The organism is Phormidesmis sp. 146-20, from assembly GCF_052939475.1.
In genome coordinates this window covers 1-25,075 of the sequence record NZ_JBJPHT010000065.1, presented here as the reverse complement: position 1 = coordinate 25,075, position 25,075 = coordinate 1, and the positions used below count along the sequence as shown (strand labels likewise).

29 protein-coding genes and 1 tRNA gene are annotated in these 25,075 nt (G+C 49.1%); 12 read left to right on the top strand and 18 right to left on the bottom strand.

Translation table 11 applies throughout. The annotated features are described in order from the left end of the window. Positions 1 to 31 precede the first annotated feature (31 nt). The 4 genes from ACKFKH_RS30055 to ACKFKH_RS30040 all read right to left on the bottom strand — a co-directional run bounded on the left by ACKFKH_RS30055 (position 32) and on the right by ACKFKH_RS30040 (position 3,195). Positions 32 to 289, bottom strand: a complete 258-nt coding sequence (locus tag ACKFKH_RS30055; RefSeq protein ID WP_446862050.1) for a hypothetical protein — start codon at positions 287 to 289, stop codon at positions 32 to 34. After that, positions 243 to 1,037, bottom strand: coding sequence for a hypothetical protein (locus ACKFKH_RS30050; protein WP_446862049.1), 795 nt, complete (start codon positions 1,035 to 1,037; stop codon positions 243 to 245). Before ACKFKH_RS30050 ends, ACKFKH_RS30055 begins: the two co-directional genes overlap by 47 nt. A 171-nt stretch (positions 1,038 to 1,208) precedes the next feature. Further along, positions 1,209 to 1,706, bottom strand: a complete 498-nt coding sequence (gene tsaE, locus ACKFKH_RS30045) for a tRNA (adenosine(37)-N6)-threonylcarbamoyltransferase complex ATPase subunit type 1 TsaE (RefSeq protein ID WP_446862048.1) — start codon at positions 1,704 to 1,706, stop codon at positions 1,209 to 1,211. 115 nt (positions 1,707 to 1,821) lie between these two features. Further along, on the bottom strand, positions 1,822 to 3,195 hold the full coding sequence (locus tag ACKFKH_RS30040; RefSeq protein ID WP_446862047.1) for a gluconeogenesis factor YvcK family protein: 1,374 nt from the start codon (positions 3,193 to 3,195) through the stop codon (positions 1,822 to 1,824). Between the two features lie 411 nt (positions 3,196 to 3,606). Here ACKFKH_RS30040 and ACKFKH_RS30035 point away from each other — a divergent pair, with 411 nt between their 5' ends. From ACKFKH_RS30035 to ACKFKH_RS30025, 3 genes are read left to right on the top strand one after another with little or no spacing between them, the layout of a single operon-like run. Beyond that, complete coding sequence (locus tag ACKFKH_RS30035) at positions 3,607 to 4,389, top strand: ABC transporter ATP-binding protein (protein WP_446862046.1); 783 nt, start codon at positions 3,607 to 3,609, stop codon at positions 4,387 to 4,389. A gap of 32 nt (positions 4,390 to 4,421) precedes the next feature. Next, the gene (locus tag ACKFKH_RS30030) at positions 4,422 to 5,669 is read left to right on the top strand and encodes an MlaD family protein (RefSeq protein WP_446862045.1); all 1,248 of its coding nucleotides are present in this window, start codon (positions 4,422 to 4,424) and stop codon (positions 5,667 to 5,669) included. Positions 5,670 to 5,689: 20 nt separating this feature from the next. Further along, complete coding sequence (locus tag ACKFKH_RS30025; RefSeq protein ID WP_446862044.1) at positions 5,690 to 6,331, top strand: cadmium resistance transporter; 642 nt, start codon at positions 5,690 to 5,692, stop codon at positions 6,329 to 6,331. On the opposite strand, the gene ACKFKH_RS30020 is transcribed toward ACKFKH_RS30025, so the two are convergent. Then, positions 6,328 to 6,612, bottom strand: coding sequence for a DUF3288 family protein (locus ACKFKH_RS30020; protein WP_446862043.1), 285 nt, complete (start codon positions 6,610 to 6,612; stop codon positions 6,328 to 6,330). The two genes, ACKFKH_RS30025 and ACKFKH_RS30020, sit on opposite strands and share 4 nt — an antisense overlap. Before the next feature lie 57 nt (positions 6,613 to 6,669). Here ACKFKH_RS30020 and ACKFKH_RS30015 point away from each other — a divergent pair, with 57 nt between their 5' ends. Further along, entirely contained in the window at positions 6,670 to 6,948 is a 279-nt protein-coding gene (locus ACKFKH_RS30015) for a hypothetical protein (protein ID WP_446862042.1), read from the top strand. A gap of 62 nt (positions 6,949 to 7,010) precedes the next feature. On the opposite strand, the gene ACKFKH_RS30010 is transcribed toward ACKFKH_RS30015, so the two are convergent. From ACKFKH_RS30010 to ACKFKH_RS30000, 3 genes are all read right to left on the bottom strand, one after another. Continuing rightward, on the bottom strand, positions 7,011 to 7,514 hold the full coding sequence (locus ACKFKH_RS30010; protein WP_446862041.1) for a phosphate-starvation-inducible PsiE family protein: 504 nt from the start codon (positions 7,512 to 7,514) through the stop codon (positions 7,011 to 7,013). Between the two features lie 239 nt (positions 7,515 to 7,753). Beyond that, positions 7,754 to 10,558 (bottom strand): preprotein translocase subunit SecA, encoded by a 2,805-nt coding sequence (secA, locus tag ACKFKH_RS30005; RefSeq protein WP_446862040.1) that lies wholly within the window; start codon positions 10,556 to 10,558, stop codon positions 7,754 to 7,756. 288 nt (positions 10,559 to 10,846) lie between these two features. Further along, positions 10,847 to 11,428, bottom strand: coding sequence for a diheme cytochrome C (locus ACKFKH_RS30000; protein ID WP_446862039.1), 582 nt, complete (start codon positions 11,426 to 11,428; stop codon positions 10,847 to 10,849). 150 nt (positions 11,429 to 11,578) lie between these two features. Between ACKFKH_RS30000 and ACKFKH_RS29995 the strand changes: the two genes are divergently transcribed. Further along, complete coding sequence (locus ACKFKH_RS29995) at positions 11,579 to 12,046, top strand: GNAT family N-acetyltransferase (RefSeq protein WP_446862038.1); 468 nt, start codon at positions 11,579 to 11,581, stop codon at positions 12,044 to 12,046. 154 nt (positions 12,047 to 12,200) lie between these two features. On the opposite strand, the gene msrA is transcribed toward ACKFKH_RS29995, so the two are convergent. Continuing rightward, complete coding sequence (gene msrA, locus ACKFKH_RS29990) at positions 12,201 to 12,860, bottom strand: peptide-methionine (S)-S-oxide reductase MsrA (protein ID WP_446862037.1); 660 nt, start codon at positions 12,858 to 12,860, stop codon at positions 12,201 to 12,203. A 222-nt stretch (positions 12,861 to 13,082) separates the two neighbouring features. On the opposite strand from msrA, the gene ACKFKH_RS29985 reads away from it, so the two are divergent. Continuing rightward, complete coding sequence (locus ACKFKH_RS29985; RefSeq protein ID WP_446862036.1) at positions 13,083 to 13,538, top strand: hypothetical protein; 456 nt, start codon at positions 13,083 to 13,085, stop codon at positions 13,536 to 13,538. Between the two features lie 33 nt (positions 13,539 to 13,571). Here ACKFKH_RS29985 and ACKFKH_RS29980 read toward each other — a convergent pair whose 3' ends face one another. The 7 genes from ACKFKH_RS29980 to ACKFKH_RS29950 all read right to left on the bottom strand — a co-directional run bounded on the left by ACKFKH_RS29980 (position 13,572) and on the right by ACKFKH_RS29950 (position 20,026). Further along, on the bottom strand, positions 13,572 to 14,984 hold the full coding sequence (locus ACKFKH_RS29980; protein WP_446862035.1) for an MATE family efflux transporter: 1,413 nt from the start codon (positions 14,982 to 14,984) through the stop codon (positions 13,572 to 13,574). A gap of 343 nt (positions 14,985 to 15,327) precedes the next feature. Next, positions 15,328 to 15,750, bottom strand: coding sequence for a TIGR02588 family protein (locus ACKFKH_RS29975; protein WP_446862034.1), 423 nt, complete (start codon positions 15,748 to 15,750; stop codon positions 15,328 to 15,330). Then, entirely contained in the window at positions 15,747 to 16,631 is an 885-nt protein-coding gene (locus tag ACKFKH_RS29970; protein ID WP_446862033.1) for a TIGR02587 family membrane protein, read from the bottom strand. Before ACKFKH_RS29970 ends, ACKFKH_RS29975 begins: the two co-directional genes overlap by 4 nt. 139 nt (positions 16,632 to 16,770) lie before the next feature. Next, on the bottom strand, positions 16,771 to 17,511 hold the full coding sequence (locus ACKFKH_RS29965; protein WP_446862032.1) for an RtcB family protein: 741 nt from the start codon (positions 17,509 to 17,511) through the stop codon (positions 16,771 to 16,773). After that, positions 17,498 to 18,298 carry an LAGLIDADG family homing endonuclease gene (locus tag ACKFKH_RS29960; protein ID WP_446862031.1) on the bottom strand — a complete coding sequence of 267 codons (801 nt, stop codon included), beginning with the start codon at positions 18,296 to 18,298 and terminating at the stop codon, positions 17,498 to 17,500. The genes ACKFKH_RS29965 and ACKFKH_RS29960 overlap by 14 nt, the downstream gene beginning before the upstream one ends. Positions 18,299 to 18,499: 201 nt before the next feature. Continuing rightward, entirely contained in the window at positions 18,500 to 18,994 is a 495-nt protein-coding gene (locus tag ACKFKH_RS29955) for an RtcB family protein (protein ID WP_446862030.1), read from the bottom strand. Between the two features lie 39 nt (positions 18,995 to 19,033). Continuing rightward, the gene (locus ACKFKH_RS29950; protein ID WP_446862029.1) at positions 19,034 to 20,026 is read right to left on the bottom strand and encodes an RNA ligase (ATP); all 993 of its coding nucleotides are present in this window, start codon (positions 20,024 to 20,026) and stop codon (positions 19,034 to 19,036) included. A 222-nt stretch (positions 20,027 to 20,248) separates the two neighbouring features. On the opposite strand from ACKFKH_RS29950, the gene ACKFKH_RS29945 reads away from it, so the two are divergent. Then, positions 20,249 to 20,533, top strand: coding sequence for a hypothetical protein (locus ACKFKH_RS29945; RefSeq protein WP_446862028.1), 285 nt, complete (start codon positions 20,249 to 20,251; stop codon positions 20,531 to 20,533). A gap of 146 nt (positions 20,534 to 20,679) precedes the next feature. On the opposite strand, the gene ACKFKH_RS29940 is transcribed toward ACKFKH_RS29945, so the two are convergent. After that, on the bottom strand, positions 20,680 to 20,979 hold the full coding sequence (locus tag ACKFKH_RS29940; protein ID WP_446862027.1) for a hypothetical protein: 300 nt from the start codon (positions 20,977 to 20,979) through the stop codon (positions 20,680 to 20,682). Between the two features lie 109 nt (positions 20,980 to 21,088). Next, a tRNA-Val gene (locus ACKFKH_RS29935) sits at positions 21,089 to 21,160 on the bottom strand. A gap of 72 nt (positions 21,161 to 21,232) precedes the next feature. Between ACKFKH_RS29935 and ACKFKH_RS29930 the strand changes: the two genes are divergently transcribed. The 5 genes from ACKFKH_RS29930 to ACKFKH_RS29910 all read left to right on the top strand — a co-directional run. Then, positions 21,233 to 21,787, top strand: coding sequence for a metal-binding protein (locus ACKFKH_RS29930; protein ID WP_446862026.1), 555 nt, complete (start codon positions 21,233 to 21,235; stop codon positions 21,785 to 21,787). Positions 21,788 to 21,853: 66 nt separating this feature from the next. After that, positions 21,854 to 22,297, top strand: coding sequence for a lactoylglutathione lyase (gloA, locus tag ACKFKH_RS29925; RefSeq protein ID WP_446862025.1), 444 nt, complete (start codon positions 21,854 to 21,856; stop codon positions 22,295 to 22,297). A gap of 102 nt (positions 22,298 to 22,399) precedes the next feature. Continuing rightward, a complete protein-coding gene (locus ACKFKH_RS29920) occupies positions 22,400 to 24,016 on the top strand; it encodes an iron uptake porin (RefSeq protein WP_446862024.1) in 1,617 nt (538 codons plus the stop codon). Positions 24,017 to 24,088: 72 nt separating this feature from the next. After that, positions 24,089 to 24,439, top strand: a complete 351-nt coding sequence (locus ACKFKH_RS29915) for a Pepco domain-containing protein (protein WP_446862023.1) — start codon at positions 24,089 to 24,091, stop codon at positions 24,437 to 24,439. Then, the coding region (locus tag ACKFKH_RS29910) for a caspase family protein (protein WP_446862022.1) at positions 24,440 to 25,075 on the top strand (636 nt) is incomplete at its 3' end.

The window sequence follows — 25,075 nt, the reverse complement described above, 5'->3', positions numbered from 1 at the left end:
GCCACTCAATTCCACTACTCAAACTGGACGGCTACCCATCGTCGCTATCTGGAAAAATTTCGGGAGAAAACATCGACCAGAGCGCTTGATAGTAAGGAGCGTAATACTTAGCCTGAGAAGGTTCGAGGTACGATCGCACTTCTGCTCCCAGGAGGTGAATTAGTTGGCGCACCAGTTCCCAGCGGACTTTGAGCCTCGGATACAGCATCACACAGAGGGGAAATAATTCCTGCTGAATCGCGCTAATGTTGTTTTCTAGCACGCACACCCACAGATAAACCTGAAACATCTCCACATCTCGAATGCTCGAAATCTGCACTGACAGCTCGTTGAGAGCACCTGTGTGACATTGATATCGAGGGTAGAGCTTGAGAAACTCGTGAGACAATTTTTCGCGAGATCGCGCTGCTTACAGGTAAAAGTGTCTGCACGAGTTGCAGTGCAGGAGAGTCGTAGTCATGTTGAGCCGCCATTCCATAAGCTCGCTGTAAGGGCATGTATAGATGGTCATCGATCACTTTGAAGTAGTCAGTCAAAACAATTTGCTGTGATTTGGGAAGTAGCGACAGCAGCATTTGCCCACTGTAGTGAAATTGCATACTCACAAAGCCGATCACCCGTGGATCTACGTGCGTGTATTTATGGCGAATTTTGCCCAAATCAGCCGAGACCAAAACCGAGAGCCGCGCTGGGGACAAGTTATTTGCGTATGCTGACAGCGCTTTTTCGTAGATGTCATACGCATCTTTGGCAATGTCCCACGGATTGATCAGGTGAAAATCAATCTCATGTCTGACCACTTCTCTCGCAAGAAGCGCTTCGGTTTTGATCCAGGCTTGAGCGATCGTTGGACGCAGCGTCTCCAACAGATTGCGGGCCAGATCACGTCGCACCCCTCTTTCTGAGACTCGTTCTAAATACTGATCTTGCGCTGCCAGCTTTTCGACATAGCGTTTGGCCCATACTTGAGACAAAGACTGAATCGATACGTCTCCTGCCAACCCTGGGAGAAGGGACGACCTATCGCTTAAGTTCACGGCGCTCTCCTGATATCTGTAGTTACGGGACTCCCATCACTAGCTAGAGAATAAAGCGAGTCAGGTAATTTCCGAATCCGTAGGAAAACGGAGTAAAGGCGACATCCAGATGACTTCAGTAGTTCTTCATAACTTTGAGCGCTAGACTTACGCAATCTTTAAACAGACCAGTCAAAGGTTCAGCAATTTTGCCCACTCACCAGCGATCGCCGTTCCTCTAGAGTCGATCGCCCTGAGTTGAGCCTGACGACCCGACTGGGGATCATGGGCAAGGCTAATTTGCAGGTAGTGATCAGGCTGGTAGGGAAGCCGTTCTGACCATTCGATCGCCACGATCCCCGGTTTTACTTCGACCCCTTCCCAGTAGATCTCCGGGCACATTTCAGCGGCTTCTACCGAGTTGAGACGATAGAGATCTAAGTGATAGAGAGGCACCCGTCCACTCAAGTATTCATTAACCAGGGTAAAAGTTGGACTATTGATCGCTTCATCCACGCCCAATCCTTCCCCGATCCCCTGCACCAGGGTCGTTTTACCGCTCCCCAAATCCCCCTCTAACAACAACACGTCCCCAGCCGAGAGCCTCTGTCCCAACTGCACCCCCAACCGACGAGTGGACTCCGCATCCGCCAAAAAAATCACCTGAGAAGTCACAAAATCTTGACTCATCCCTCATCCCTCTGTCCTCATCCCTCTGTCCTCATCCCTCTGTCCTCATCCCTCTGTCCTCATCCCTCTGTCCTCATCCCTCTATCCTCCACCCTCTATCCTCCTCCCTCTGTCCTCATCCCCCTTCTCTCACCCTGCCATACCAGCGCAACAAAACTCTCGCCAACTGCTCAGAATCGTGTCTTACCAATCCGGTTTCTTCATCTTCATCCATCACATTGGCTCGAATAATGCGACGACCTAACTGCATCACCGCATCGCGATCGAGCGCCACCGGGTGAGAGAGTTCCTCAGCGTATCGAATCAGCGCTTTGGGCGATGGAGACTGTTTTTGTACCAGAACGGCATCAAATAGCTGCTTTCCACAGGCGGCATCGATCGCTTGAATGTGATCTGCCACACTGTAGCCATCGGTTTCCCCAGGCTGAGTCATGATGTTGCAGACGTAAACACAGGGGACTTCACGCTGGTCGATCGCCGCTGCAATTTCGGGAGCCAGCAGGTTAGGAATGACGCTGGTGTAGAGGCTGCCCGGCCCGATGATAATATAGTCGGCTTTATAAATCGCGTCTAAGGCTCTGGGGACGGCCGGCGGGTTGGGAGGGGTGCAGCCGATTTTAACAATTTTGCCGCCCGCTTCTGTGATGCTCGACTCGCCTTCGATGCGTCGCCCGTCTGCCAATTCTGCCCAGAGTTTCACATCGCTGAGGGTGGCGGGTAAGACCTGACCGCGTACGGCTAGTACTTTGGAACTTGCGGTAATGGCTTGCTCAAAATCTCCGGTAATCTCGCTCAAAACCGTGAGAAATAGATTCCCAAAGCTGTGACCGACCAATCCATCTCCGGCTTTAAAGCGGTATTGAAACAATTCTGTGAGCAGTTTTTCTTCGTCGGCCAGGGCTGCGATACAGTTGCGAATGTCGCCAGGAGGCAAAACCCCAATCTCTCGACGCAATCGCCCCGACGAGCCACCATCATCCGCTACGGTGACGATCGCTGTAATATTGCCGCTCGATCGTTTGAGTCCTCGTAAGAGCGTAGACAGGCCCGTTCCACCGCCGATCGCCACGATTCTGGGCCCGCGATTGAGCCGACGAGCCGTAAGCAACACATCGACCAGTTCTTCACTGCGATCGGGCATCAGCACTTCGGTAATAGCACCAAACGTCCGGGTCTGCCCCCAGAGGATCAGCAAGATGCCAGTCACCAATACCAGCGGGCCACTGATATAGCTGGGCACCGATCGCGTAATGGTTTCTAACAAATCTCCTGCAAACTGAGTCAGATAAAAAACGGGTGTCAGCTTGACCCAAATCGCCAACCCCAAACTCACCAGCAAGACTCCTCCCGCACTGATCAACATCCACCGTTTGACCAGCAAGCCCGGAGCCAGCCACTTAAACCATTGCCCTAACCAGAAGGGCGTAAAATGGCGGGATTCCTGCCGAAACGTCCGCATTGCCTGTTTAATTAAGCTGTTTGTTGTCATTACGCTCTACACCAGGAACAGAAGATAGGGGCTGACTGCATCAATGATGAACCTTACCTTTAGCAGCAGGATAACTCAAGTTGAGAAGAGGAAAGACAGAGGGGTGAGGGATGAGGGATGAGGGATGAAGGATGAGGGAGGAGGGATAAGAGAAAGTGTGCTTTTGGCGGAAGGCAGGAGAGTAGATGATTCTGGTAGAGTCGTAACAGCGAGAGCTAGAGTGATCATCGCGGGCGATCGCCGTTTGCGCTTCAAATTTCGGGCTGCTTAAGCAAAACTTCAAACAGGCGATCGCAATCTATCAAAATCGAAGTCAGAGATATCGACATTCCTACCAATAGAGTCAATTTCTTTCCTCCCTCCTCCCTCCTCCCTCCTCCCTTCCCCTACCCTGTTCTAATTCTCAAGCAAATGGTTGAGCCGCTGGTCGAACTTAAGGGAATCTGTAAGACCTTTGGGCAAAATGTTGTCCTGGATCACGCAGATTTGACGATTTATCGGGGTGAGGCGCTGGCAATTATTGGCCCTTCGGGCACTGGCAAGTCTACGGTGCTAAGAATTATTGCTGGGCTATTGGCTCCTGATGCGGGTGAAGTTTATATCGGGGGCAGACTGCGCCAGGGATTGCTCGAAGATGAGGTCGGGACGCTCAATATTGGCATGGTCTTCCAGCAGGCCGCTTTGTTTGACTCTTTGACCGTCGAGGAGAATGTCGGGTTCCTGCTCTACCAACACTCTCGCCTACCGCGTCGTCGGATTCGAGAATTGGTCTCTCAACGATTGGAGATGGTTGGGCTGGCTGATATTCGTCGGCAATATCCTGCGGAGCTTTCGGGGGGCATGAGAAAGCGGGTCAGCTTTGCGCGGGCGATTATGGCTAATCCAGATAACCCGGACGATACGCCAGACATGTTACTCTACGATGAGCCAACTGCGGGACTCGACCCGATCGCCTCTACGGTGATTGAAGATCTCGTCAGGCATCTACAGCGCATTCAGGGGGGCTGTCAGAGTTATGTAATGGTGACACACCAGCAAAGCACGATTCGCCGCACGGCTGATCGAGTTGTGTTTCTCCATCACGGCAAAATTCAATGGCAGGGGAAAGTTCACGAGATTGATACCACAGATAATCCGCTGATTCGGCAGTTTTTTAGCGGCAGTGTGGAAGGGCCAATACAAGTGACTGGGTAGAGACTATGCGATTTCCTGGGAGGAATCTTGCTTTGCGATCGCGAACGGTTCGAGAAGGCTCTGTGGGACTGTTTATTTTGGCGGGAGTTGGGCTGTTTGTCGGCCTGGTGATGTGGGTTCGGGGGATGAATCCGGGGAATCGCAGTTTTGCGGTAACGGTGGATTTTGCGACGATCGGGGGCGTTCAATCGGGTTCACCTGTGCGCTATCGAGGGGTGACCGTGGGTCGGATTTCTCGTCTCGCGCCTGGCCCTAATGGGGTGGCTGTAGAAATGGCGATCGCGCCTGCTGATTTGATCATTCCTCGCGATTCAGAAGTGACGGTGAATCAGTCAGGGTTACTGGGCGAAACCGTGTTGGATATTGTGCCTCGTAAACCTTTACCAGAAGGGGCGATCGCGGCAAAACCGTTGGATAAAGACTGCAATCGAGAACTAATTCTCTGTGAAGGATCGCGGCTGAGTGGGGCGCTGGGCATCAGTACCGATGAGCTATTGAGGGCGACAATTAAGTTTGCCGATGTCTACAGCAATCCGCAGTTTACCGGGAATATCAATACGCTGACCAAAAATTCGAGTGATGCGGCGGCGGAGATTGCCACGTTGAGTAAGGAAGTCACGGGATTGGTCAGGTCGGCTAGAGGCGAGGTGGCAACTTTCTCCAAAACGGCAGCGTCGATCGGCAGTGCAGCAGAGCAGCTTAATTTGACGGCGGGGCAAGTGAATAGTTTGGTGACGGCTAATCGGGCGACGCTGGTTTCGACGCTGGACAATTTGAATCAAACGAGTGGTCAGTTGAGAGTGACGATCGCTCGATTGGGGCCGACGCTCGATCGAGTTGGACAGGGTGAATTGATTCGTAATTTAGAAGTTCTCTCAGCCAATGCGGCTCAGGCTTCGACTAACCTCAAGGATGTCACCGTCGCCTTAAATAATCCTTCTAATCTGACGGTTTTGCAACAGACGCTAGAATCGGCGAGGGCGACGTTTCAGAATGCTCAAAAGATTTCAGCCGATTTGGACGAGTTGACGGGCGACCCAGCCTTGCGAGACAATTTGCGGAATTTAATCAACGGATTGAGTGGGTTAGTCTCTTCGACACAACAGTTACAGCAACAGGCGCAAGTTGCTCAGATTTTGGCGAATCCGCCTCAAGCTCAAACTCAGGTCAACCCAGAAGTTTTGAAAGCGATCGCTCCCCATTCATCTAACTTAAACGCTCCGGCTCAATCTCTTCCTCAATCTAATCGCATTCCTAATTCAGTTCCACCTCAAAACTAGCGAGGAACCAATTCATTGAAATGTCCTGGATTCTCTCGTCTGCTTTAACTGGAATTGCTGCATTTGTTGCAACCAACATTGATGATTTGCTGATTTTGATGTTGTTTTTTGCTCAAGTGAATGTAGCTTTTCATAGACGAGATATTTATGTGGGACAGTATTTAGGGTTTGTGGCAATCGTACTTCTCAGTCTGCCTGGGTTTTTTAGCGGATTGTTGATTTCTAAACCTGTGATTGGACTATTGGGATTTGTGCCGATCGCGCTTGGAATTCGCCGTTTAATTCGGTCAGAAGATCATGAAGTACAAACGGTAAACCTTCTGGACAATTTGAATCAAAAGAGTTTGAGCAATCGCCTTGTCAGTCCCCAAGTTTTCAGCGTTGCGGCGGTGACTTTAGCGAATGGCGGCGATAATATTGGCATCTACATTTCACTATTTGCCAGCCAAAATTTCGCAAGTTTAAGTGTAATTCTCAGCGTATTCTTTGCTTGTGTGGGTGTGTGGTGTTTGGTTGCAGATTGGCTTTCAAACCATCGGGCGATCGCGCCCACTTTGACCCCCTATAGCTCTGTGTTGGTGCCGATCGTTCTCATTGGTTTAGGAGTTTACATTTTGGCTGAGAATAGATCCTGGTTACTGATTCCAGGTTTTTCTAGCTAACTCCAGTCATCTCGCTTAACTCCACGCCCTTTATAAACCTGCCCAATCTCATGAATCTGGCGAGTTTTTTCATAGAGCTTTTCTTCGGTCAGTTGCCACTTTTTGAGAATATTATCGAGGTCAGATTTGATGTCTCTCGCACCCGGAAAATCGTTGTAGCGCATTCTCAAGCGGGCTAACTCTGACAGATTGTACTCATTAGGTTCGCCATTTAGAAGGGTATCGACGACCTGGCGATCGTTATTCCATAAGGGATGCTGCTGGTCTTTGTTGTCTGCCATCTGACTCGCCTCAAATCGACTCCGCAATAGTATAGTATGCCGAGCGAAATTTGAGTGATGAATCCGTTAATTCTCTTGAGCTTTGATTTAGAAGAATTTGACGCGCCCGAAGAGTATGGGTCGATTTATCAGACCGATCTAATTATTTGTCTAAACAAAGAACAACTCATTTTTAGACAAGCTTTTGAATATTCCAGTTTTAGAGGTGAGCGATCGCTTAGAAAACTATTTGAACTGGATCAAACCATATCAAACCATATCAAACTATATGGTAAATTTGCTACGTCTTCTAAATTTCAAGTCCAATTAAATCCTGTTAATCTATTCAGAAAGTAGTTTAGATTCAGCAACAACGGATGAGATCAAAATAGCCCATCCGTTAGCCAATTTACTGCTTTCTAATGCCCATTCATCGTTAGCTTTTCCTTGGATTGGTAGCTTTCAAAAATTCGCTTTTCGGGGTCAACACCACTAAAAGTTGGCGGCAACCAAACGCGAACGAATAGCAGTAATCCCATCACCATTAAGAATGCACAAGTGGCTAAAACCTGCGTCCACTGCACTTCTAAAACGCCTCTGACAATCACTTCTCGCAACACAGAGACGATCGCCACCTCAACGGCCACGCTGATCGAAACGCGCTGTTCTTGTAAGTAAATAATCAACAGTCGAAATAACTCAACCAAAATCAACAAAAACAAAATATCTGACGTAACTTCTTTGAAGTGCAACGGCGGCAACAATGAAATAAACATCGCCCGAAGCTGAATCACCATTACACAGAACAGTCCGACGCACAAAGACACGACAATGCCATCCTGCACCGTCTCCAACACCCGAACGAGATGAGCGCGGCTAAGAGATTCATTTGAGGCAAGCGTAACTTTTGGTGTCTGCTGCATGAAAAATTGTTTCACCGACTCAACAGTTCTATTTAAGTAGAAGGAACGCTTATTTTACAAGCCTTAAAGCATCAGTCTAATTAATCAACACCATCAAAAACTACCTGTTGATCTGGCAGTAAGTTGTGGCTAAAGTTGATGAACCAACCAACAGATGCTCACACTCGCTTAACCCCAAAATGCAAAAATCCCCGACCTTTTGAAAGCCAGGGATCTGAAGTAGAAAGAATTGAACAACGCTAAATCATCTCAGACGTTGCGCCCACCGCAGGTTGTGGCTGAGGCTGAAACTGGAACAGCGAGTAGACCACATCCCGACGAATGTTGATCATCATCTCCAAAAACAGTTCGTAACCTTCACTCTTGTACTCGATCAGCGGATCTTTTTGACCGTAACCGCGCAGGCCCACCGACTCGCGGAGCGCATCCATTTGTTGTAGGTGTTCGCGCCAGAGGGTATCGATTCGATTCAAGATAAAGAACCGTTCTGCCTCCCGCATCAGACCCGCTTGAATCTGATCAACTTCCGCTTCTTTGAGGTCATAGGCAATTCGTGCCTGCTCGTGTAAGAAGGTCTTAAGTTCACCCACCGACATGTCTTCTAGCTGACTAGCATCAAGATCTGACAGCAGATACACAAACTCTTGCACCTTGCTCACCAGCTTGTCGAGTTCCCATTCTTCGGGTGGCAGCTCAGGATTGATGTAGGCCTCGACGATATCATCCATTGTGCGCTCGGCGTACTTGACCACCTGCTCTTTAAGATCCTGCCCCTCTAACACGCGCCGCCGCTCGGCATAGATGGCACGACGTTGATTATTCATCACTTCGTCATACTCAAACACCTGCTTACGGATGTCGTAGTAGTAGGTTTCGACTTTCTTTTGGGCCCCTTCAAGCGATCGCGTCAGCATTCCCGATTCGATCGGCATGTCTTCTTCGACTCGGAAGGCATTCATCAAGCCAGCGACGCGATCGCCGCCAAAAATCCGCAACAGGTTATCTTGCAAGCTGAGGAAAAATTTGGTGGAACCAGGGTCGCCTTGTCGTCCGGCTCGTCCGCGCAGTTGGTTGTCAATCCGCCGCGATTCATGGCGCTCTGTGCCAATCACATGCAGACCGCCCAGTTGAACGACTTCTTCGTGTTCACGCTCGGTAAACGCATCATATTCTTGACGAATCAACCGATACACTTCTCGCAGCTTTTGAATGGCTGGATCGTTGGTCGGCGCTTTTTCTGCGGCAGTTGCAATCTTATCTTCGGCTTCCAATTCCGGTAAGCTGCGCTCCCCGTATTGTTGAACGGCAAAAGAAACTGCGCTTTTAAGCATCTGTTCCGTTTCGCGAGCCAGATCGGTAGGGTAAATGTCCGATCGTACCTTCCAGGTTTTCACCTTTTTGCCAGCCCCAAACCCCTGTCCGCCGTCTCGCTGATCGCCAAAGCCGCGGCCGCCAAAATCTTGATCGTCATCCGGTTGGACAATCTTGGGCATGAAATATTCGCGGATTTTGAGGCGAGACATGTAATCCGAGTTGCCGCCCAAAATGATGTCGGTGCCGCGTCCTGCCATGTTGGTGGCGATCGTTACTTTGCCTTTGCGTCCGGCTTGAGCGATGATTTCAGATTCTCGTTCCACATTCTCTGGTTTTGCGTTCAGCAGATTGTGAGGAACTTGCTGATCGGCCAGCAGACTGGAGAGCAGTTCTGACTTCTCAACGCTGGTGGTTCCCACGAGAACAGGACGGCCATCGCGGTGCATTTCGGCGCATTCTTCGGCGATCGCGTTCCATTTGGCCTCTTCAGTCTTGTAGACCACATCCGACAGATCGCCCCGCTTGGTCGTGCGGTTAGTCGGAATGATCGTGACTTCGAGCTTATAGATCTTCTCAAATTCGGCTTCTTCGGTTTTGGCCGTTCCCGTCATGCCTGCCAGTTTGGGGTAGAGCAGGAAGAAGTTTTGATAGGTAATCGTTGCCAGTGTTTGAGTTTCATTTTGGATTTCGACGCGCTCTTTGGCTTCGATCGCCTGGTGCAGCCCATCACTCCAACGGCGACCCGGCATGACTCGCCCGGTGAATTCGTCTACAATCACCACTTCGTCATTGCGAACGATGTAGTTTACGTCCAAAATAAACAGTTCTTTTGCTTTGATGGCGTTAAAAATGTAGTGCGCCCAAGGGTCTTGCGGATCAAACAGATCCTTCACTTCCAAAAGATTTTCGGCTTCGATAAATCCTTCATCGGTCATCAGAATGTTGCGCTGCTTTTCGTCTACTTCGTAGTGGACTTCAGGCTGAAGGGTGCGAGCCACTTCCGAAGCTCTCAAATACTTCTCAGTCGGACGCTCCACCTGTCCCGAAATAATCAACGGAGTTCGGGCTTCGTCAATCAAAACGGAATCCACTTCGTCAATCACGCAGTAGTTAAAGGGACGCTGCACGACCTCTTCCATCGAGGTGGCCATGTTGTCGCGCAGATAATCAAATCCCAGTTCGCTGTTAGTCGCGTAGGTGATGTCGCAGGCGTAATTTTTTTGACGCTCAGGCGGACTCATATTTTGTTGAATCAGCCCCACACTCAACCCCAAAAAGCGGTGAACTTGCCCCATCCATTCCGCATCGCGTCGAGCCAGATAATCGTTGACCGTAACGACGTGAACGCCTTTACCAGAGAGCGCATTCAAGTAAGCCGGAAGCGTCGAAACCAGAGTTTTACCTTCCCCAGTCTTCATTTCGGCAATTTGCCCATTGTGCAAGACCATGCCGCCCAAAAGCTGCACATCAAAGTGACGCATTCCCAAAACGCGCTTACCCGCTTCTCGCACGACGGCAAAGGCTTCGGGCAGCAGGTCGTCGAGAATTTGCTTTTCGTCGTTATCGTTTTTGGCTTGGGCGAGACGCTGCTTAAATTCTGCGGTTTTTGCGGTCAACGCCTCATCAGAAAGTGCCTGAATTTCTTCCTCCAAGAGGCTAATTTCGGCAATATAGGGTTGGTATTTCTTAAGTTTTCGTGCGTTGGGGTCGCCCAGCAGATTTTTAAGCATGACAGGAGGAATAAGGACGAGGTGTGAGCTTTTGAAGGGATTTCTTTGTCTGTTTTAGAAAGCAAATTGGTCTCTAAAAACCAGTCAAAACTAAGGGCTGGACTACTCATCCAGGGTATACCAATCCTATCACTTCCGCTTAGAGCAATCCGCAGAGAAGCGATCGCATTCAGTACGTGTTACCGAACGAGGGATGAAGGATGAGGGATGAGGGATGAAGTGAGATTACTGAAATTACAAAGTCTGCGTTCCGAAGCTGAAACTTTAAAACCAAGATCTTTTCATCCCTCACTTCTTCTCCCATTCCGCCGTCAAGCTGCGAAAGTTGAACTGATTTGCGCCGGGGTGACAGGTGACACAACTGGTGAGATTGAATTTGCGGGGAATGTCGATGCCGGGGTGCAACACTCGAAAATAGTTGGAGTCAGCGACGCGGTAAGGGGTGCTTTCTTCGGGGGGAAGCTGACGGGAGAAGGTTTGTAGATAGTTCCACACGAGACGGCGCGGCGGATCAACGAGGGGTTTGAGATCGACTCCGTAGTGTTGAGAATCTTGTAGCAGGTCGCGCCAAGTTTCGGTCGGCAGGACGGACGGAGGGATGCCAATGTGACAGGTGGCGCAGTTTTCTAGATAAAGCTCTTGACCAAACTTGTAGCGATCGCTCACCACATCCACGGTTCCAATCGTTGCCTGAGAATTTGCTTGAGAAGGTTCAACCGCTTGGGCGAGTCCCCAGCCCAGACATAGACTCCAGATCAGCAGCCCCAGCATAACAAACTGTCTTACAGGTGACCGCCCTTGCTTAAGACTTTGGACAGATTTTTGACGAGTTAAGCGGAGTTGAGACAGGGGATTTGGAAGTTTAGACATCTATGTTACTGAACGGCGGCAAGTCTGGAATTAGTCTAATCGATGCGTCAGTTGACGGTGAATTTTGCGAGAGGTTGCGAACTATTCCGTTAACTTGAATAAGAATCGTTGATTCACTTTAAGAAAGGTTTCGCTATAGGGAAAGTCAGGATGGATTGTAGCCATATTCAGTTTCGCGATCGTCGTTCTCAAATTGATCTACACCAGCTTCAGGAGTTGTTTGGGTTAGCCGCATTTTGGGCCAAAGATCGACGGGTAGAAGATCTGGCGATCGCCCTCGATCAAAGTGACCCTGTGATTTCGGCATGGGATGGAAATCGCTTGATCGGGTTTGCGAGAGCGAGTTCTGACCGGGTGTATCGAGCGACGATTTGGGATGTGGTGGTTCATCCAGATTATCAGGGCGCGGGACTGGGGCGAAAGTTGGTACAAACCGTGATCAGTCATCCTCACGTCAATCGAGTTGAGCGAGTTTATCTGATGACGACGCATCAGCAGTCATTTTACGAAAAGATTGGGTTTGAAACGAATTCGAGTACGACGATGGTGTTGTTTAATCAGCCGATCGTCCTTCCCAATCCAGCGTTGCCCGTCGAGTTGGAATGCGATGTGAGCTAACGTGACGACGAAGTTTTTTCGCTTCGATTTAGAGCGCTTCTGCCCCCAACCCCCAATTCTGAGAACAAATTTAAGTCAACAAAAAAGGGGGCAATTGCTCATTCACAAAGCAACTGAGTCCCCTTCTGTTTTGGCCTACTGATCTAGAGCGCGATTACACGATCGCAGAATCCGCTGTGGGATAGCAGACCTTGGTGCCGCCCAGACCGCAGTAGCCGCCGGGATTTTTGGCGAGATATTGTTGGTGATACGCTTCGGCGTAATAAAACTCAGGCGCATCTAGAATCTCGGTTGTGATTTCTCCCATACCTTCTTGCTTGAGCGCTTTTTGGTACAGATTGCGAGAGGCTTCGGCGGCTTGTTTTTGCTCGTCAGAATAGGGGTAGATGCCCGATCGATATTGGGTTCCGGCATCATTTCCCTGGCGCATTCCTTGAGTTGGGTTGTGGCTTTCCCAAAAGACTTTGAGCAGTTCTTCGTAGCTGACGACAGTGGGATCAAAGACGACCAAAACGACTTCGTTGTGACCTGTCATGCCACTGCACACTTCTTGATAGGTGGGATTGGGCGTTAAGCCAGCCGCATAGCCGACCGCCGTCGAAAACACACCCTTTTGCTGCCAAAACTTGCGCTCGGCTCCCCAAAAACAGCCCAACCCAAACATTGCAGTTTGCATCCCCTCCGGGAAGGGAGCTTTGAGCGGATTGCCATTGACATGATGCTTTGCAGGAACGGGCATGGACTGCGATCGTCCCGGTAGTGCTTGATCAGCCGTCGGCAAACTCGACTTTTTACCTAATCCAAATAGCCCCATTGTTTTAGCTCTTATGATTCTTTACGTATCTTAATTTTAGCGTCAGATCGATGAAGTTTTTTCGCTTCGTTGTAAAGTGCTTCTGCCCCCAACCCCCCACGAGTAGGACTCTAAAGCAAGATTTCTAAATCAGAGTCCCTCACTTGTGGGGGATTTAGGGGGCTGCCCGGATTGACAACCGTAGCGAAAGATTCCGTCGAATGCACGTCACGTTAACCGAACTTGGAACCGTCCCATCACAATGATCGCTCTCCAAACCAGAAGGTTTCTATCTCAAAGCGGAACGATCGCTCCCCCAAATGGAAAGCTTCTATCTCAAAGCGGAACGATCGCTCCCTCAGACCGGAAGGTTTCTATTTCAAAACGGAAAGTTTCTATTTAAAGGCGGAAGGTTCCTATTTCAAAGCGGAACGATCGCTCTCCAAAACGAAAGGTTTCTATCTCAAAACGGAACGATCGCTCCCCCCAATGGAAAGCTTCTATCTCAAAGCGGAACGATCGCTCTCCAAAACAAAAGGTTTCTATCTCAAAGCGGAACGATCGCTCTCCAAAACGAAAGGTTTCTATCTCAAAGCGGAACGATCGCTCCCTCAGACCGGAAGGTTTCTATTTCAAAACGGAAAGTTTCTATTTAAAGGCGGAAGGTTCCTATCTCAAAGCGGAACGATCGGGTTCTGAACCTCAACGATCGACTTCTGAACCCCAACGTTTCTATTTCAAAACGGAACGATCGGATTCTAAAGGAAAAACTCTCAGGTTTAGGACGGATTGACGGACAAGACTGCGGAACCGCCAGACAAAAACGAGCGCGGCGATCGCAATCCCGATCGATTGTCCGATCCATAAGCCTGTCCCGCCGAGAGACGTGTGGAATCCGAGCAGATAGCCCGTCGTCAGACCCACCCCCCAAAAAGCTGGAAAACTCAACAACATCGGCACGCGGGTATCTTGTAGTCCATACAGTGCGCCCATAGTAGTTTTTTGTAGTCCATCCAAAATTTGGGCGACAGCAGCCACCCTAAGCATCGAGGTAGCCAGCGAGACAACGATCGCATTTTGTGGATCTTGCACATCTAGATACAGCCCGATGAGTGGTCGAGAAAGAACCAGCAGAACGATCGCCATCGGAATCAGAAATCCCAAGCCGATCCCCATACTTACGTAGCCTGCTCGTCTTGCGCCCTCCAGATCTTGCTGCCCGACCCACCAACCGACTCGCACCGTCGTCGCAAATGACATCCCCAACGGCACCATAAAGACCACAGCGATCGTTTGAAACACAATTTGATGCGCTGCCAACACTTCGGTTCCCAAAATGCCCATGAGATAAGTGACGATCGTAAACAGTCCCAGTTCTAAAGCGGATGCAACACCGATCGGCAGCCCGACTCGTACCAGTTCACGCAGAATGCGAGGCTTGATGTGATGTAGATTTGCAAAGAATCGGTAGGTTTTTAACTCTGGATCTTGGAAAATGTAGCCCACCAGCGCCAAAAACATCACCCAAAGCGAAAAGACGCTAGAAAGGGCCAGCCCGGCGATGCCTAAGCGGGGAAAGCCAAAGTGACCAAACCCCAAAAGATAATTGCCCGTGATGTTGAGCAGCGTTCCTGTGATGACGATCGCCATGATCGGACGCGCATGAGACATCGCCGAAACCACACTTCGCAGCAGCGCAAACCCCAGAGCCGGAAAAAAGCCCCACAGCATAATGTCGAGATACGTGTTGCTCAAAACAACGGTCGTTTCGGCTTGCCCCAAGTGACGCATGATAGAGTCGAGGTGAGCAATCAGCAGCACGATCGGCACCGTCAAACCCAAAAGCAGCCAGACTCCCTGCCGGGTCACTTGTTCGACGCGCGTTTTCTCACCTGCCCCATAAGCCTGAGCAATCAGAGGACTCGCCCCTAAGATCACTCCCGCCGCCGTATTCAGCAGTACCAAAAACGTCATAGAAGCCAACCCCCCCGCTGCCAAAGTTTCTTGCCCCAATCGGCCCATCATCAGCGTATCGACAAAGCCTGTAGCCGACTGAGCCACTTGAGCACTCGCCAGAGGAATGGCCAGCCGCAAAAAAGCCTGAACTTCAGTCTGAAGCGGCGATCGAACCAAAACAGTAGCCATAAGCCAATCACCCTGAATTGTTCTCAACAAAATCTTTGACAGAATCTAAACAAAACGTGAGTTTAATGAACTAAAAGATAGCAGGGGCAGCGAGACTTTTTTGGCAGCTACACGCCGTTCTTTTATAGGACAGGTGGACTGGCGATCGTCGGTATTTTGGTCGCGATCTTCAGGCTAAAACGCAATCCCGCCAGCACAACGTCTCTAGAAATGGGTGAAGGATGAGGAATGGATAGTCTTTAGGAAGTCGTAGAACTCAGTCTCAAAGTCTCCCAAAATTGGCAGCCTGGGGGCAAAAGAACCAAACAACGAGGCGAAAGAAATTCGTCGAGTCAACGTTCTTTTAAGGCAACTTGTAGCTTGCCACTCGCACAATCAGTTCACCTTGGCGGGGGTCTTTGCGAAACACGAAGGCACCCTCTTCTTTTTCACCTTCAGACAAGAAATCAATTTGCTGATCGCCTGTTTCCGTGACCTGTCCGTTGACCCGCAACTCAGCCACAATTTGCACCGATTCTACCGTTTCTCCACCTGTATTAGAGACTTCAAACGGCACATAAAATTGCCCTTCGGCTTCTCTCACTTCATCAGTACGAGGCGAAGCAGTTCCCCCTTTGGGGTAATCGAGGCTCAAAACAGGGGGACTGTCTTTCTCAGTGGCCCAGTTGTAAATCACTAATCCGGCGATCGCCGACAAAATTAAACTAGCAATTCCAAAGGTCGTCCATTCAGCGATCGTTCTAGGGGGGCGTGTTTTAGTAGTCATACCGCCAACCTCCCAGCAGCGCCACCGACAGCAGCAGGCAATCCTAGCAAGATTGTGTGGCTTAACCAAACCTGCCACGGATCACCAAACTGAACTTTGTTAAAAAAGAACAGCATCACCATCGCCGCAAATAATGAAACGAGATAGGCGGCGATCGTCTCACTCAACGGCCGCTGAAAAATCCCCGATTGTTCGTGACGCTGCTGCTGGTTACCAAACCCTGCGGCGAATACGATTACATAAGAGATTACTAGCGATGCCACCATCACCAATACAAGCCACCCATTTGAAACTGCTGCGGACAGCATCGGAATCTCATCCGTAGGTGCAATGTTAAAGGCAATAATAATTGCACCAATTAAAGTCGCGCCAATGTCAGAAATCGTTGCGCTCAGTTTACCAAACTTAGATTGAGTTTGTTTCGCGCTTCCTTCGGGTTTACCTTCACGTCCTTCACCGCTAAGAAACTGATTGGCTAATGAAACGCCCAACGTAAAAGGGACACTTTCGTAAATTAGTTTCCCCAAACTTTCCTGCAAGGGGGTTTCCAAAGTAATCTCACGCATTAAAACCAAAATTAATCCTGAGCAAACAATCCCGATCGCCAACGCCTCTACTGTATTCATCGCGGCATCGATCGGACGAACATCACTCTCACTATCTCGACGAAAACCAGACGTTTGATTGAGCAGGAATACGATCGCAAACGTTAGTAGCAACGCTAAAAACAATCGCGCTGACCCTACAAACGATCCAATCCACCAAACCTCCATTGTATACAGTAAAGGAACGCCAAACAAAAAACCTCCTGATGCACCTCGAACCAAATCTTTGAACTCGGTTGACCACATTTTAGAATCATCTTTGTGAGCAATTCCCATGCTGTTCTATCCAAACCAGTAGCAACAGATTAAGCGACGACAATCCAACTTGTCTATGACTCCAAAGACAGAAAAAACCCGCAGCCCACAATCAAGCAACTGAGAGGGAACTACGGATTTTGGGAGAGCGATCGTACGACTATCCTTTGACACAAAGCACTTGCTTAAGCGTTGCCACAACTTCTACCAGATCGGACTGATTAGCCATGACCGTTTCAATGGGCTTATACGCCGCCGGAATCTCATCCAAAACGCCCTCATCTTTGCGGCACTCAATGCCCTGAGTTTGCTGCACTAAATCATCCAGCGTGTAAGCATTCTTTGCCTTATTGCGAGACATCAAACGCCCCGCCCCATGACTACAAGAACAATAGCTTTCGTGGTTGCCCTTTCCTTTGACGATAAAAGACTTTGCCCCCATCGATCCAGGAATGATTCCATAGTCAGTCTCGCGCGCACGAACGGCACCCTTGCGAGTCACATACACCTCTTCACCATAGTGGACTTCTTTTTCGGCGTAGTTGTGGTGACAGTTGACCGACAGCAAAGGCTTTGTGGGCTTGCCGCCTGCCAGATGTTTTTCGACCACGCGCTGAAATCGAGCCATCATCACTTCGCGATTGTAGAGTGCATACTGCTGGGCCCACTGCAAATCACGCCAGTAATCGTCAAACTCAGAAGTCCCTGCGACAAAGTAAGCCAGATCAGGATCAGGCAGCTTGTCCTGCATCAGTTTCGCCAGTTGTTTTCCGGTGTTGATGTGGTTTTGTGCCAGCATGTTGCCAATGTTGCGAGACCCGGAATGTAGCATCAGCCACACCTGATCTTCGGTGTCGAGACAAAGTTCGATGAAGTGATTCAAATTGTTACGATCGCTCATTCAGTTGCTTAAGTCGCCAAAGTCGCAATTTAATACTGCTTTGACTTCTATTTAGCACGGCGATAGAGGTCTCGATCGAGTGGTTAAGCACAAACTGGTCTTGCTCAGGTGTCCAGCTTTTCCTGGTTGTAATCCGCTTCATATTAAGCGGACGCTTCCAGGTCAACACATCTTCAGCTTTTGCTCGCTTTCTAGGTAAAGCTAAACAATCCTGATAGTACAGACCTTGAGTGATTAGCTGTGCATCTTCCTTGTAGACAGCAATGTTGTAAACCTGGTCTCTAACATTTCGGCTAGAAGTTTTAGTTTTACCAGTCATCCGATTGAGAAATTTCAAGTACTGATCAGCAATAGACGAGCCTGCTGTGACAAAAGACAAGAATGGAAAACCTTTTGTGGTCAAACCCAATGCCCCATCTCCATCCAGCAATCCCCTGAAATAATCAACCTCAGAAAACTGACAACAAGGTACATCAATCAAAGAAGATTTTCTTCCACTTAGCAAACCCCACGATTCAAAGAGATCTCGAAACCGCTTGTCATAAACTGCCCATGTAACAGAGTTGTAGTCGTCCGCAAAATTGGTAGAACGGACACGCTCTGTAATGGATGAGTGACAGGGCACAAGTTCTTTGAACGCCCATAGTAAGGCTTCGTCTTTTTTGCTCACTTCGATCACTATCTTGCCACGATTTCGCGTGGACTTATAGTAATGACCGTCTGCTTGCAGAAAGCCAAATAGATAGGCAATCTTTGGGTTTTTGAGACTGATATCCGTGGTGTTCATTTCACTAGAACATCATCTATCACTTGAGCAATCGGCTAGGTCATTTCTGCCTAGCTCTACACCTTCCGATTCGGTGCAGTTCGGAGCACACCTTCATCCTAAATAGATTAGGATGCCCAAGTCCCTCTGCTCTCTACGGGGCGTTTGACCGCTTCCCTCGGTATTAGCATCTCAGCCTTCACCGATTTGGACGAGTTTTCATTACTGCATTACTACAGTACGGGGCAATCCTTCACCCCCTCCAAGCGAACCCATTTGCTTCATGGCTTTACTTTCTAAGTGCTGCACGCCAGAATGCAGTTCCTTAAAGTCGCGCCAGCCTTGCCAGTTGAGAACGGTCTTTTCAACCTCCTTGTTTTCGTTAAAGCCAACCGGAACGATCGCTTCAACTTCCTGCCGAATTTTCTTGAGTTTGCCTTCTAGCTGATTGGCATGAAAAGCGGTTTTGATTGCCACCATTCCACAGCCAATATCAACCCCCACCGCAGCCGGGATAATGGCATCTTTGGTCGCCACTACTGAGCCAACTAGCGCCCCTTTGCCCAAATGTACATCAGGCATCAGAGCCACATGCTTAAAGACAAATGGCAGAGAAGCGACGTTTTTGGCCATTCTGGTTTCGTCACTGCTCATGTCGTGATTTGCCCAGGAGAGAACGGGCTTAGGTGTAGAAAGATTTAACTTTTCGTAGGGCATAAATGTTTGCCTTTTGTATGGTTTTGTCGAACGACGTGATCAGTCTTCCCCACCTTTTAGCAGGTATTGATTGTTGATCACCTTGATGGATAACTGACCCTGAAGCACTTGGCTGTGAGTTTCGACGATCGGTCTAACCACAATGCCTTCTCGATGGTTTTTGGTGTCTTCATAGTAGCCTTCTGCTAACGTAAGTAAGTCTTCGAGTGAATAGTTGAACGGTTGACCAACACTTAAAATCGGCACTGTTTGTAGACCCCATTTTGTACAAAATTTACAAAGAGAATCAAAGTCGAGAAATCTTCCTGCTTGAATGTCAAACACACTAAACACAAAGAGATCTAGCCCCTTCAAACCGAGTCGATTTTTTTGAATGCCTGGGCCACAAATTTCACCTTGCACTGCAAATCCGTCGGGAAGTTGGGTGAGGTTATATTGATCGACCATTTGCCAATAGGCATTTTGGCCAGGCTTTAGTTCATAGTTTCGAGAGCAGACATAGAGTTTGTCGTCGAGTTTTGCATAAGTCGCAGAAGTGCCATCACATTTGAGCGAAAAGTAAACGGTCTTGCCTCGCAATTCATCTAAAACAGCGATCGCTGACTGCACTCTAATTTCGTCTGTCTTGGGCACAAAGGACGGAAACCCTGCCGCTTGATCTTTAGAATCTTCGGGAATGACTGGCTCAAATTTGATGACTTCACACAATTGGGTCATGTCATCGCCTACTTGATAGTCAAAACTGCTCTGGGCGGGCAAACAACTCGATAAAGGCAACGCTAACCCCTGACTCAAAACGCCTTTCATCTTTTTGGTTTTGACTCTAAATTTGGACGGCCGCATAAATTCTGACCAATCTTTTTCAGGCAAAACAGAATCAATTTCAAAGAAGGCACAGCGATCGCCTACTTCAAATTCTCCTTTTTTAACCACCAAACTCCAGCCCATTACCGTTGCTTTCTCAATAAAGTCGGCACCCGAAATCGGTTCTAATTTAGCAATTGTTTGAACAGAAACGAGTTTGCGCTCCATGATGTTTGCCTCGATCGACGTTCACTAACCTTTCCTGAAGGAAGCTGTATTACTTATACTACAAAAATACTACAAGCCTGTCAACCACATCATAGCCAATGACGCTTAAGGGTAGAGATCGGTAGAGATCGGCTTGAAAGGAAGGAGTGTCATCCCTCAACTATAGGATTCACTGTAAAATATCAACGTTGACAGCAGCCTGCTACAAAGTGAGGAGAAACCATGACTAGCCAGCCAGATTCGCCGATCGGCATTCAGTACCAACTTGGACAATTAGCAACCGCAACGACTGAGTTAGCCGATCGCATCAACGATCTTAGAGAAGTCGTTACAACTGGTTTCACCGAACTCAAAGAAAGTTTCACCGAACTCAAAGAAAGTTTCACCGAACTCAAAGAAATCACTCAGCAGCAAGCGGATACTGCTCGAATCCAGGCAGAGAGCATTCGATCGCAGACAGAGAGCATCAATCGTTTCCTGACCCTTTTGGAGCGCGATCGTACCTAGCGCGGTCGTTACGAAGTCTTTTAGAATCGTGAAAACCAAATACAGCAGATCTCTGGTAGACGAGCTACCTAAGTCTTAAGCAATTACAGCCAGAATGTTTTAACGCAAGCTTCTGAATCAAAAACCTAAAACACACCTGGTTTTACTCACCTCACCTGCCCCAGCAACTCAATCAACCGCGAGACATTTTCGGTTTGTGCCGAGATAATTGCGGTCTGCGCGGCGACGATCGCTGTTTGCTCTCTGACGGTCACTTCTTGAGCTTCGGTTAGGCGCTGGATGGATTCGTTCTGCCGTGTAGCCACTTTAAGCAGGTGATCGACCGAAAGCGAAAGCCGCTCGATACCCTGGTTGGTGCGATCAATCTTCTCAGCTAATTCCGTCGTTGCGGTTGCTAATTGTCTGAGTTCGTACTGGATTCCGATCGTGGGATCTGACTGGCTCATTATCTTATCTCCCGCTGCTCAGAAAATAGTAGCAGAGGTTTAGACTTCCAGCATTCTCGATAATTCTATTCAAACTGCCAAAAGCCTTGATAGATATCTGATAGGTAAATGGGCAATACTGGACTCGAACCAGTAACATCCTGCTTGTAAGGCAGGCGCTCTACCATTGAGCTAATCGCCCTTACTCGTTGATCATTGTAGCAGAGAGTTCTCTGTCTATTACGATAAGGGACAGATTTACTAATTTTTTGTCATGCCTTCTGGCCGCACCCACGACAGCATTACTCTGTGGAGTCTCCCGATCGTTGCTGGGGCCGCCTTTGTGCAAACTCAGAGCGGCAATCTCACCCTGATCCTATCGGGCTGCTTTTTGTTTAGCGGGTTGATGTTTGGCCCTGACCTCGACATCTATTCTCAACAGTACAAACGCTGGGGAGTCTTGCGCTGGATCTGGCTGCCCTATCGCAAAAGTATGCGCCACCGTTCTGTTTTGTCTCACGGACTGATCATCGGAACGGGACTGCGAATTCTCTATTTATCGGTTTGGATCGCCCTCCTGGTCAGCATTCTAATTTTGGGCGCTGCCATTGCTCATTCCCTCGATCGCTGGCAATCGATCGCTCAACAAAGGTTCGTAGTCAGTCTTGACAGCATCGTGCGATCGCTTCAACAGCATCCTAGAGAATGGATTGCGGCGGCGATCGGGCTAGAACTCGGCTCCCTCAGTCACAGCCTTAGCGATTGGGTCGGGTCGCGCTACAAACAACTCAAACGCGGCAAAAAACGGATTAAGCGATCCAAGAGTTGACCGAATTCATAAGACTCGAAATTTGTCAGAATGAATTCACAGATCTATCTAGAGAGAAAACAGTTCATGCGATTACTACATACCATGCTGCGAGTGGGCAATCTCGACGAGTCACTCAAATTTTATTGCGACGTGTTGGGCATGACCCTGCTCAGAAAGAAAGACTACCCAGGCGGCGAATTTACCCTGGCATTTATCGGCTATGGCGACGAGTCAGACCACACCGTGATTGAGTTGACGCACAACTGGGGAAAAGATCACTACACCCTGGGAGACGCTTATGGGCATGTAGCGATCGGCGTTGACGACATTTACAGCACTTGTGAACAGATTCGCGATCGTGGCGGCAAAATCACCCGTGAACCTGGTGCCATGAAACATGGCTCAACAGTGATCGCGTTTGTCGAAGACCCCGATGGCTACAAAATTGAATTGATTCAACAAAAACCTCAAGAAGCCACTTCTGAGAACTCGATTTCTGACAAAGCCCCTGCGACGACCAGCGCGTAATTTTCTCCCCGTCCTCACTCCCCGCTATATACTTCCTGATGGAGGCTAAGTTCGTCTGTTGTGATGGCCGTGTGTTGCAGCAGTCAGGTGAGGAGTGAGACGGTGAGAAACGTTGAATGGTTAGCTGGGAGTCTTTGCGGCTTGGGTATTTTGGCGAATGCGCTACCCGGAGGGGCAATTCCGTCACAGGTGCCAGAACTTCTCGCAGAAGTGACGATGCAGACTGAGAAGCCTGAGATCGTTCCTGCGGGAATTGCGCCCCCTGAATCATTGCCCAACCTACTAGAATGGCAGCCAGAACTCAACGACTCTCTTGATGAAAATCCGATGGCTCAAATGACTTCGGTCTCGCAGCTAACGGATGTCAAACCGGGCGATTGGGCGTTTCAGGCACTTCAGACCTTGGTCGATCGCTATGGCGTAATGGCAGGCTACCCCGATGGCACCTTTAAGGGCAACCGTCCTCTGACTCGCTATGAGTTTAGTGCGGCGATGAATGCAGTGATCGGCAGAATTGAGGAACAGCTACTTTTGGGCGATCTGAGCAGTGAGGCGCAGCAGGATGTTCTCACCGTTCGCCGATTGGTAACTGCCTATGGAAATGCGACCGAAGACTTGCGAAAACGAGTCAACGATTTGACCAGTCGTAGTCAGACCTTAGTCAAACAAGAATTTTCAACGACCACTAAACTCAACGGTCAAACGGTTTTTGCAGCCACCGATGGCACCGACAATGGACTGACGCTAGTCTCTCGGACTCGGCTGACCTTGACCACCAGCTTTAACGGGCGCGATCGCCTCATCACCCAACTCGAAGCCGGGAACAACGGAGACGACGCGATTTCTACGGCGCACAATCAGCGCCAAAATTTGCTAGGCACGGCCGGGCTTTTGGCGGACGGCGGCGGATTAGATTATGTCAATGTTGAGGATCGGCTGCGGCTGAGAAAGCTCTATTACGTGTTTCAGCCTGCACCCAATTTAGAAGTGGCTGTAGGTTCGAGTTTGCCGCCCAGCGACTTTATCGATCGCAACGGTTTCGCCAATAACACCGCCGAAAATTTTGCGTCCAGTTTCTTCGCCAACAATCCTTTAATTGTGCAGAACGAAATCGATCGCTTTGGCGGAGCGGGGGCAACGGCTTCCTGGACGGTGCAAGACAATCTGACGCTGAGGGCGCTGTATACGGCGGTGGATGGCTCCAATCCATCTGGGACGGTGAGCGGGGGCGGTTTGTTTGGTGACCGATATCAGGCGACGCTAGAAGCAGAATACAGCCTGACTCAACTGCCGATTACGGTGCGCCTTCAATATACTCATGCTCAGATCAACGGCACGACAATCAACGCAGCGGGCATCAATGCAGAATGGGCCATCAAGCGGCAGTTTGGGGTATTTGGGCGGTTGGGAATCGGCAGCTATCAAGGGTTTAACTCGGCGATCGGGCAAGATTTGGATCTCAATCCGACCAGTTGGGCTTTTGGCTTCACGGTGCGAAACTTTCTGATTCCTGGCTCAAAAGCGGGGGTGGCGATCGGTCAACCTTTTGTCGAAAGTAAACTGGGCAACGCGACGCAAACCAATTTTGAGGCGTACTTTGGCTTGTTGCTCAACGATCACATTAATTTCAGTCCATCTTTTATGGTGGTGACCAATCCCAACGATCGAGCCAGCCCGACTATCTATCAATGGGTCGTCCGGTTTGTGATCGAGTATTAGTAAGCCAGATAGACATCAAGAAGTTTCCACTTCAGCAGCTATCATCATGTTAATTCTTTTACCTCCGTAATTATGCCAGAAGACTACCTTGTAATCATTACTGATGAAGCTGATGAAACCTCCGTACCAATCGAAGGGCAACGAGGATGGGGTGAAGAAGTCCGTAAACGCTTCTCTAGTTTCAAGGAGATCCGGTTGCCAGTTTCTCAGCTAGAGCAAAACATGACTCAGTTTTTGCATCTGATCGGGCGATTGTTCAAACAGGTAGATCAAGAGATTGGTTCAGAATCGGATATGAAGCTAGATGAGGTGGAGCTATCCGTTGAAATCAGTGGCGAAGGAGAAGTTAAATTAGTGGCAGGCGGAAAAGCTGCTGGAAAAGGTGCAATTAAGCTGAAGTTTACACGATCGGACAAAAAGTAAATGGCAAGCAATTGGGCGATCGTCATTGGGATTAACCAGTATCGATTTTTGCAGCCGTTGAAGTATGCCAAGCGAGATGCAGAAGCGATGCAGAATTTTCTGATGCAGGAAGCCAGATTCGATCGCATCTTTTTGTTCACTGATGATTCTCCCTCAATTGGCGGCAAGCCTACCGAACCGTTTCGGGCGAATTTGCTGCGAGTCTTACGTCAGGTCTTTGACAAGCCGTTTATGAAAGATGGCGATAACTTCTGGTTTTTCTTCAGTGGACATGGGATTCCGCACAATGGGCAGGATTATTTGATGCCTCTAGATGGCGATCCAGAAGATATTGAAAACACAGGCATTTCCACCAACACAATTACCAATTATTTGCGGAGTTGCGGAGCCGATAATGCGGTGATGATTTTGGATGCTTGTCGCAGTGGGGGCAAGAAAAGTGGAGAAGGGATTGGCAGACAAACAGAGGCAAAAGCCCGTCAAACTGGGGTGATCAGTCTCTTTTCGTGCAGTCCCGATCAATATTCTTATGAACTAGAAGCCATTGGACAGGGAGCCTTTACCTATGCCTTGCTAGAAGGATTAGACCTTTCCGAGAATTTACAAGCGAGACTACTCCTGGGTTTGAGGTCATTT

Bases quoted from the DNA above. Each gene is read 5' to 3' on its own strand.
- ACKFKH_RS30055 (WP_446862050.1), bottom strand. From the start codon at position 289: ATGTTTCAGGTTTATCTGTGGGTGTGCGTGCTAGAAAACAACATTAGC.
- tsaE (WP_446862048.1), bottom strand. From the start codon at position 1,706: ATGAGTCAAGATTTTGTGACTTCTCAGGTGATTTTTTTGGCGGATGCG.
- ACKFKH_RS30040 (WP_446862047.1), bottom strand. From the start codon at position 3,195: ATGACAACAAACAGCTTAATTAAACAGGCAATGCGGACGTTTCGGCAG.
- ACKFKH_RS30035 (WP_446862046.1), top strand. From the start codon at position 3,607: ATGGTTGAGCCGCTGGTCGAACTTAAGGGAATCTGTAAGACCTTTGGG.
- ACKFKH_RS30025 (WP_446862044.1), top strand. From the start codon at position 5,690: ATGTCCTGGATTCTCTCGTCTGCTTTAACTGGAATTGCTGCATTTGTT.
- ACKFKH_RS30020 (WP_446862043.1), bottom strand. From the start codon at position 6,612: ATGGCAGACAACAAAGACCAGCAGCATCCCTTATGGAATAACGATCGC.
- ACKFKH_RS30015 (WP_446862042.1), top strand. From the start codon at position 6,670: ATGAATCCGTTAATTCTCTTGAGCTTTGATTTAGAAGAATTTGACGCG.
- ACKFKH_RS30010 (WP_446862041.1), bottom strand. From the start codon at position 7,514: ATGCAGCAGACACCAAAAGTTACGCTTGCCTCAAATGAATCTCTTAGC.
- secA (WP_446862040.1), bottom strand. From the start codon at position 10,558: ATGCTTAAAAATCTGCTGGGCGACCCCAACGCACGAAAACTTAAGAAA.
- ACKFKH_RS30000 (WP_446862039.1), bottom strand. From the start codon at position 11,428: ATGTCTAAACTTCCAAATCCCCTGTCTCAACTCCGCTTAACTCGTCAA.
- ACKFKH_RS29995 (WP_446862038.1), top strand. From the start codon at position 11,579: ATGGATTGTAGCCATATTCAGTTTCGCGATCGTCGTTCTCAAATTGAT.
- msrA (WP_446862037.1), bottom strand. From the start codon at position 12,860: ATGGGGCTATTTGGATTAGGTAAAAAGTCGAGTTTGCCGACGGCTGAT.
- ACKFKH_RS29980 (WP_446862035.1), bottom strand. From the start codon at position 14,984: ATGGCTACTGTTTTGGTTCGATCGCCGCTTCAGACTGAAGTTCAGGCT.
- ACKFKH_RS29975 (WP_446862034.1), bottom strand. From the start codon at position 15,750: ATGACTACTAAAACACGCCCCCCTAGAACGATCGCTGAATGGACGACC.
- ACKFKH_RS29970 (WP_446862033.1), bottom strand. From the start codon at position 16,631: ATGGGAATTGCTCACAAAGATGATTCTAAAATGTGGTCAACCGAGTTC.
- ACKFKH_RS29965 (WP_446862032.1), bottom strand. From the start codon at position 17,511: ATGAGCGATCGTAACAATTTGAATCACTTCATCGAACTTTGTCTCGAC.
- ACKFKH_RS29960 (WP_446862031.1), bottom strand. From the start codon at position 18,298: ATGAACACCACGGATATCAGTCTCAAAAACCCAAAGATTGCCTATCTA.
- ACKFKH_RS29955 (WP_446862030.1), bottom strand. From the start codon at position 18,994: ATGCCCTACGAAAAGTTAAATCTTTCTACACCTAAGCCCGTTCTCTCC.
- ACKFKH_RS29950 (WP_446862029.1), bottom strand. From the start codon at position 20,026: ATGGAGCGCAAACTCGTTTCTGTTCAAACAATTGCTAAATTAGAACCG.
- ACKFKH_RS29945 (WP_446862028.1), top strand. From the start codon at position 20,249: ATGACTAGCCAGCCAGATTCGCCGATCGGCATTCAGTACCAACTTGGA.
- ACKFKH_RS29940 (WP_446862027.1), bottom strand. From the start codon at position 20,979: ATGAGCCAGTCAGATCCCACGATCGGAATCCAGTACGAACTCAGACAA.
- ACKFKH_RS29930 (WP_446862026.1), top strand. From the start codon at position 21,233: ATGCCTTCTGGCCGCACCCACGACAGCATTACTCTGTGGAGTCTCCCG.
- gloA (WP_446862025.1), top strand. From the start codon at position 21,854: ATGCGATTACTACATACCATGCTGCGAGTGGGCAATCTCGACGAGTCA.
- ACKFKH_RS29915 (WP_446862023.1), top strand. From the start codon at position 24,089: ATGCCAGAAGACTACCTTGTAATCATTACTGATGAAGCTGATGAAACC.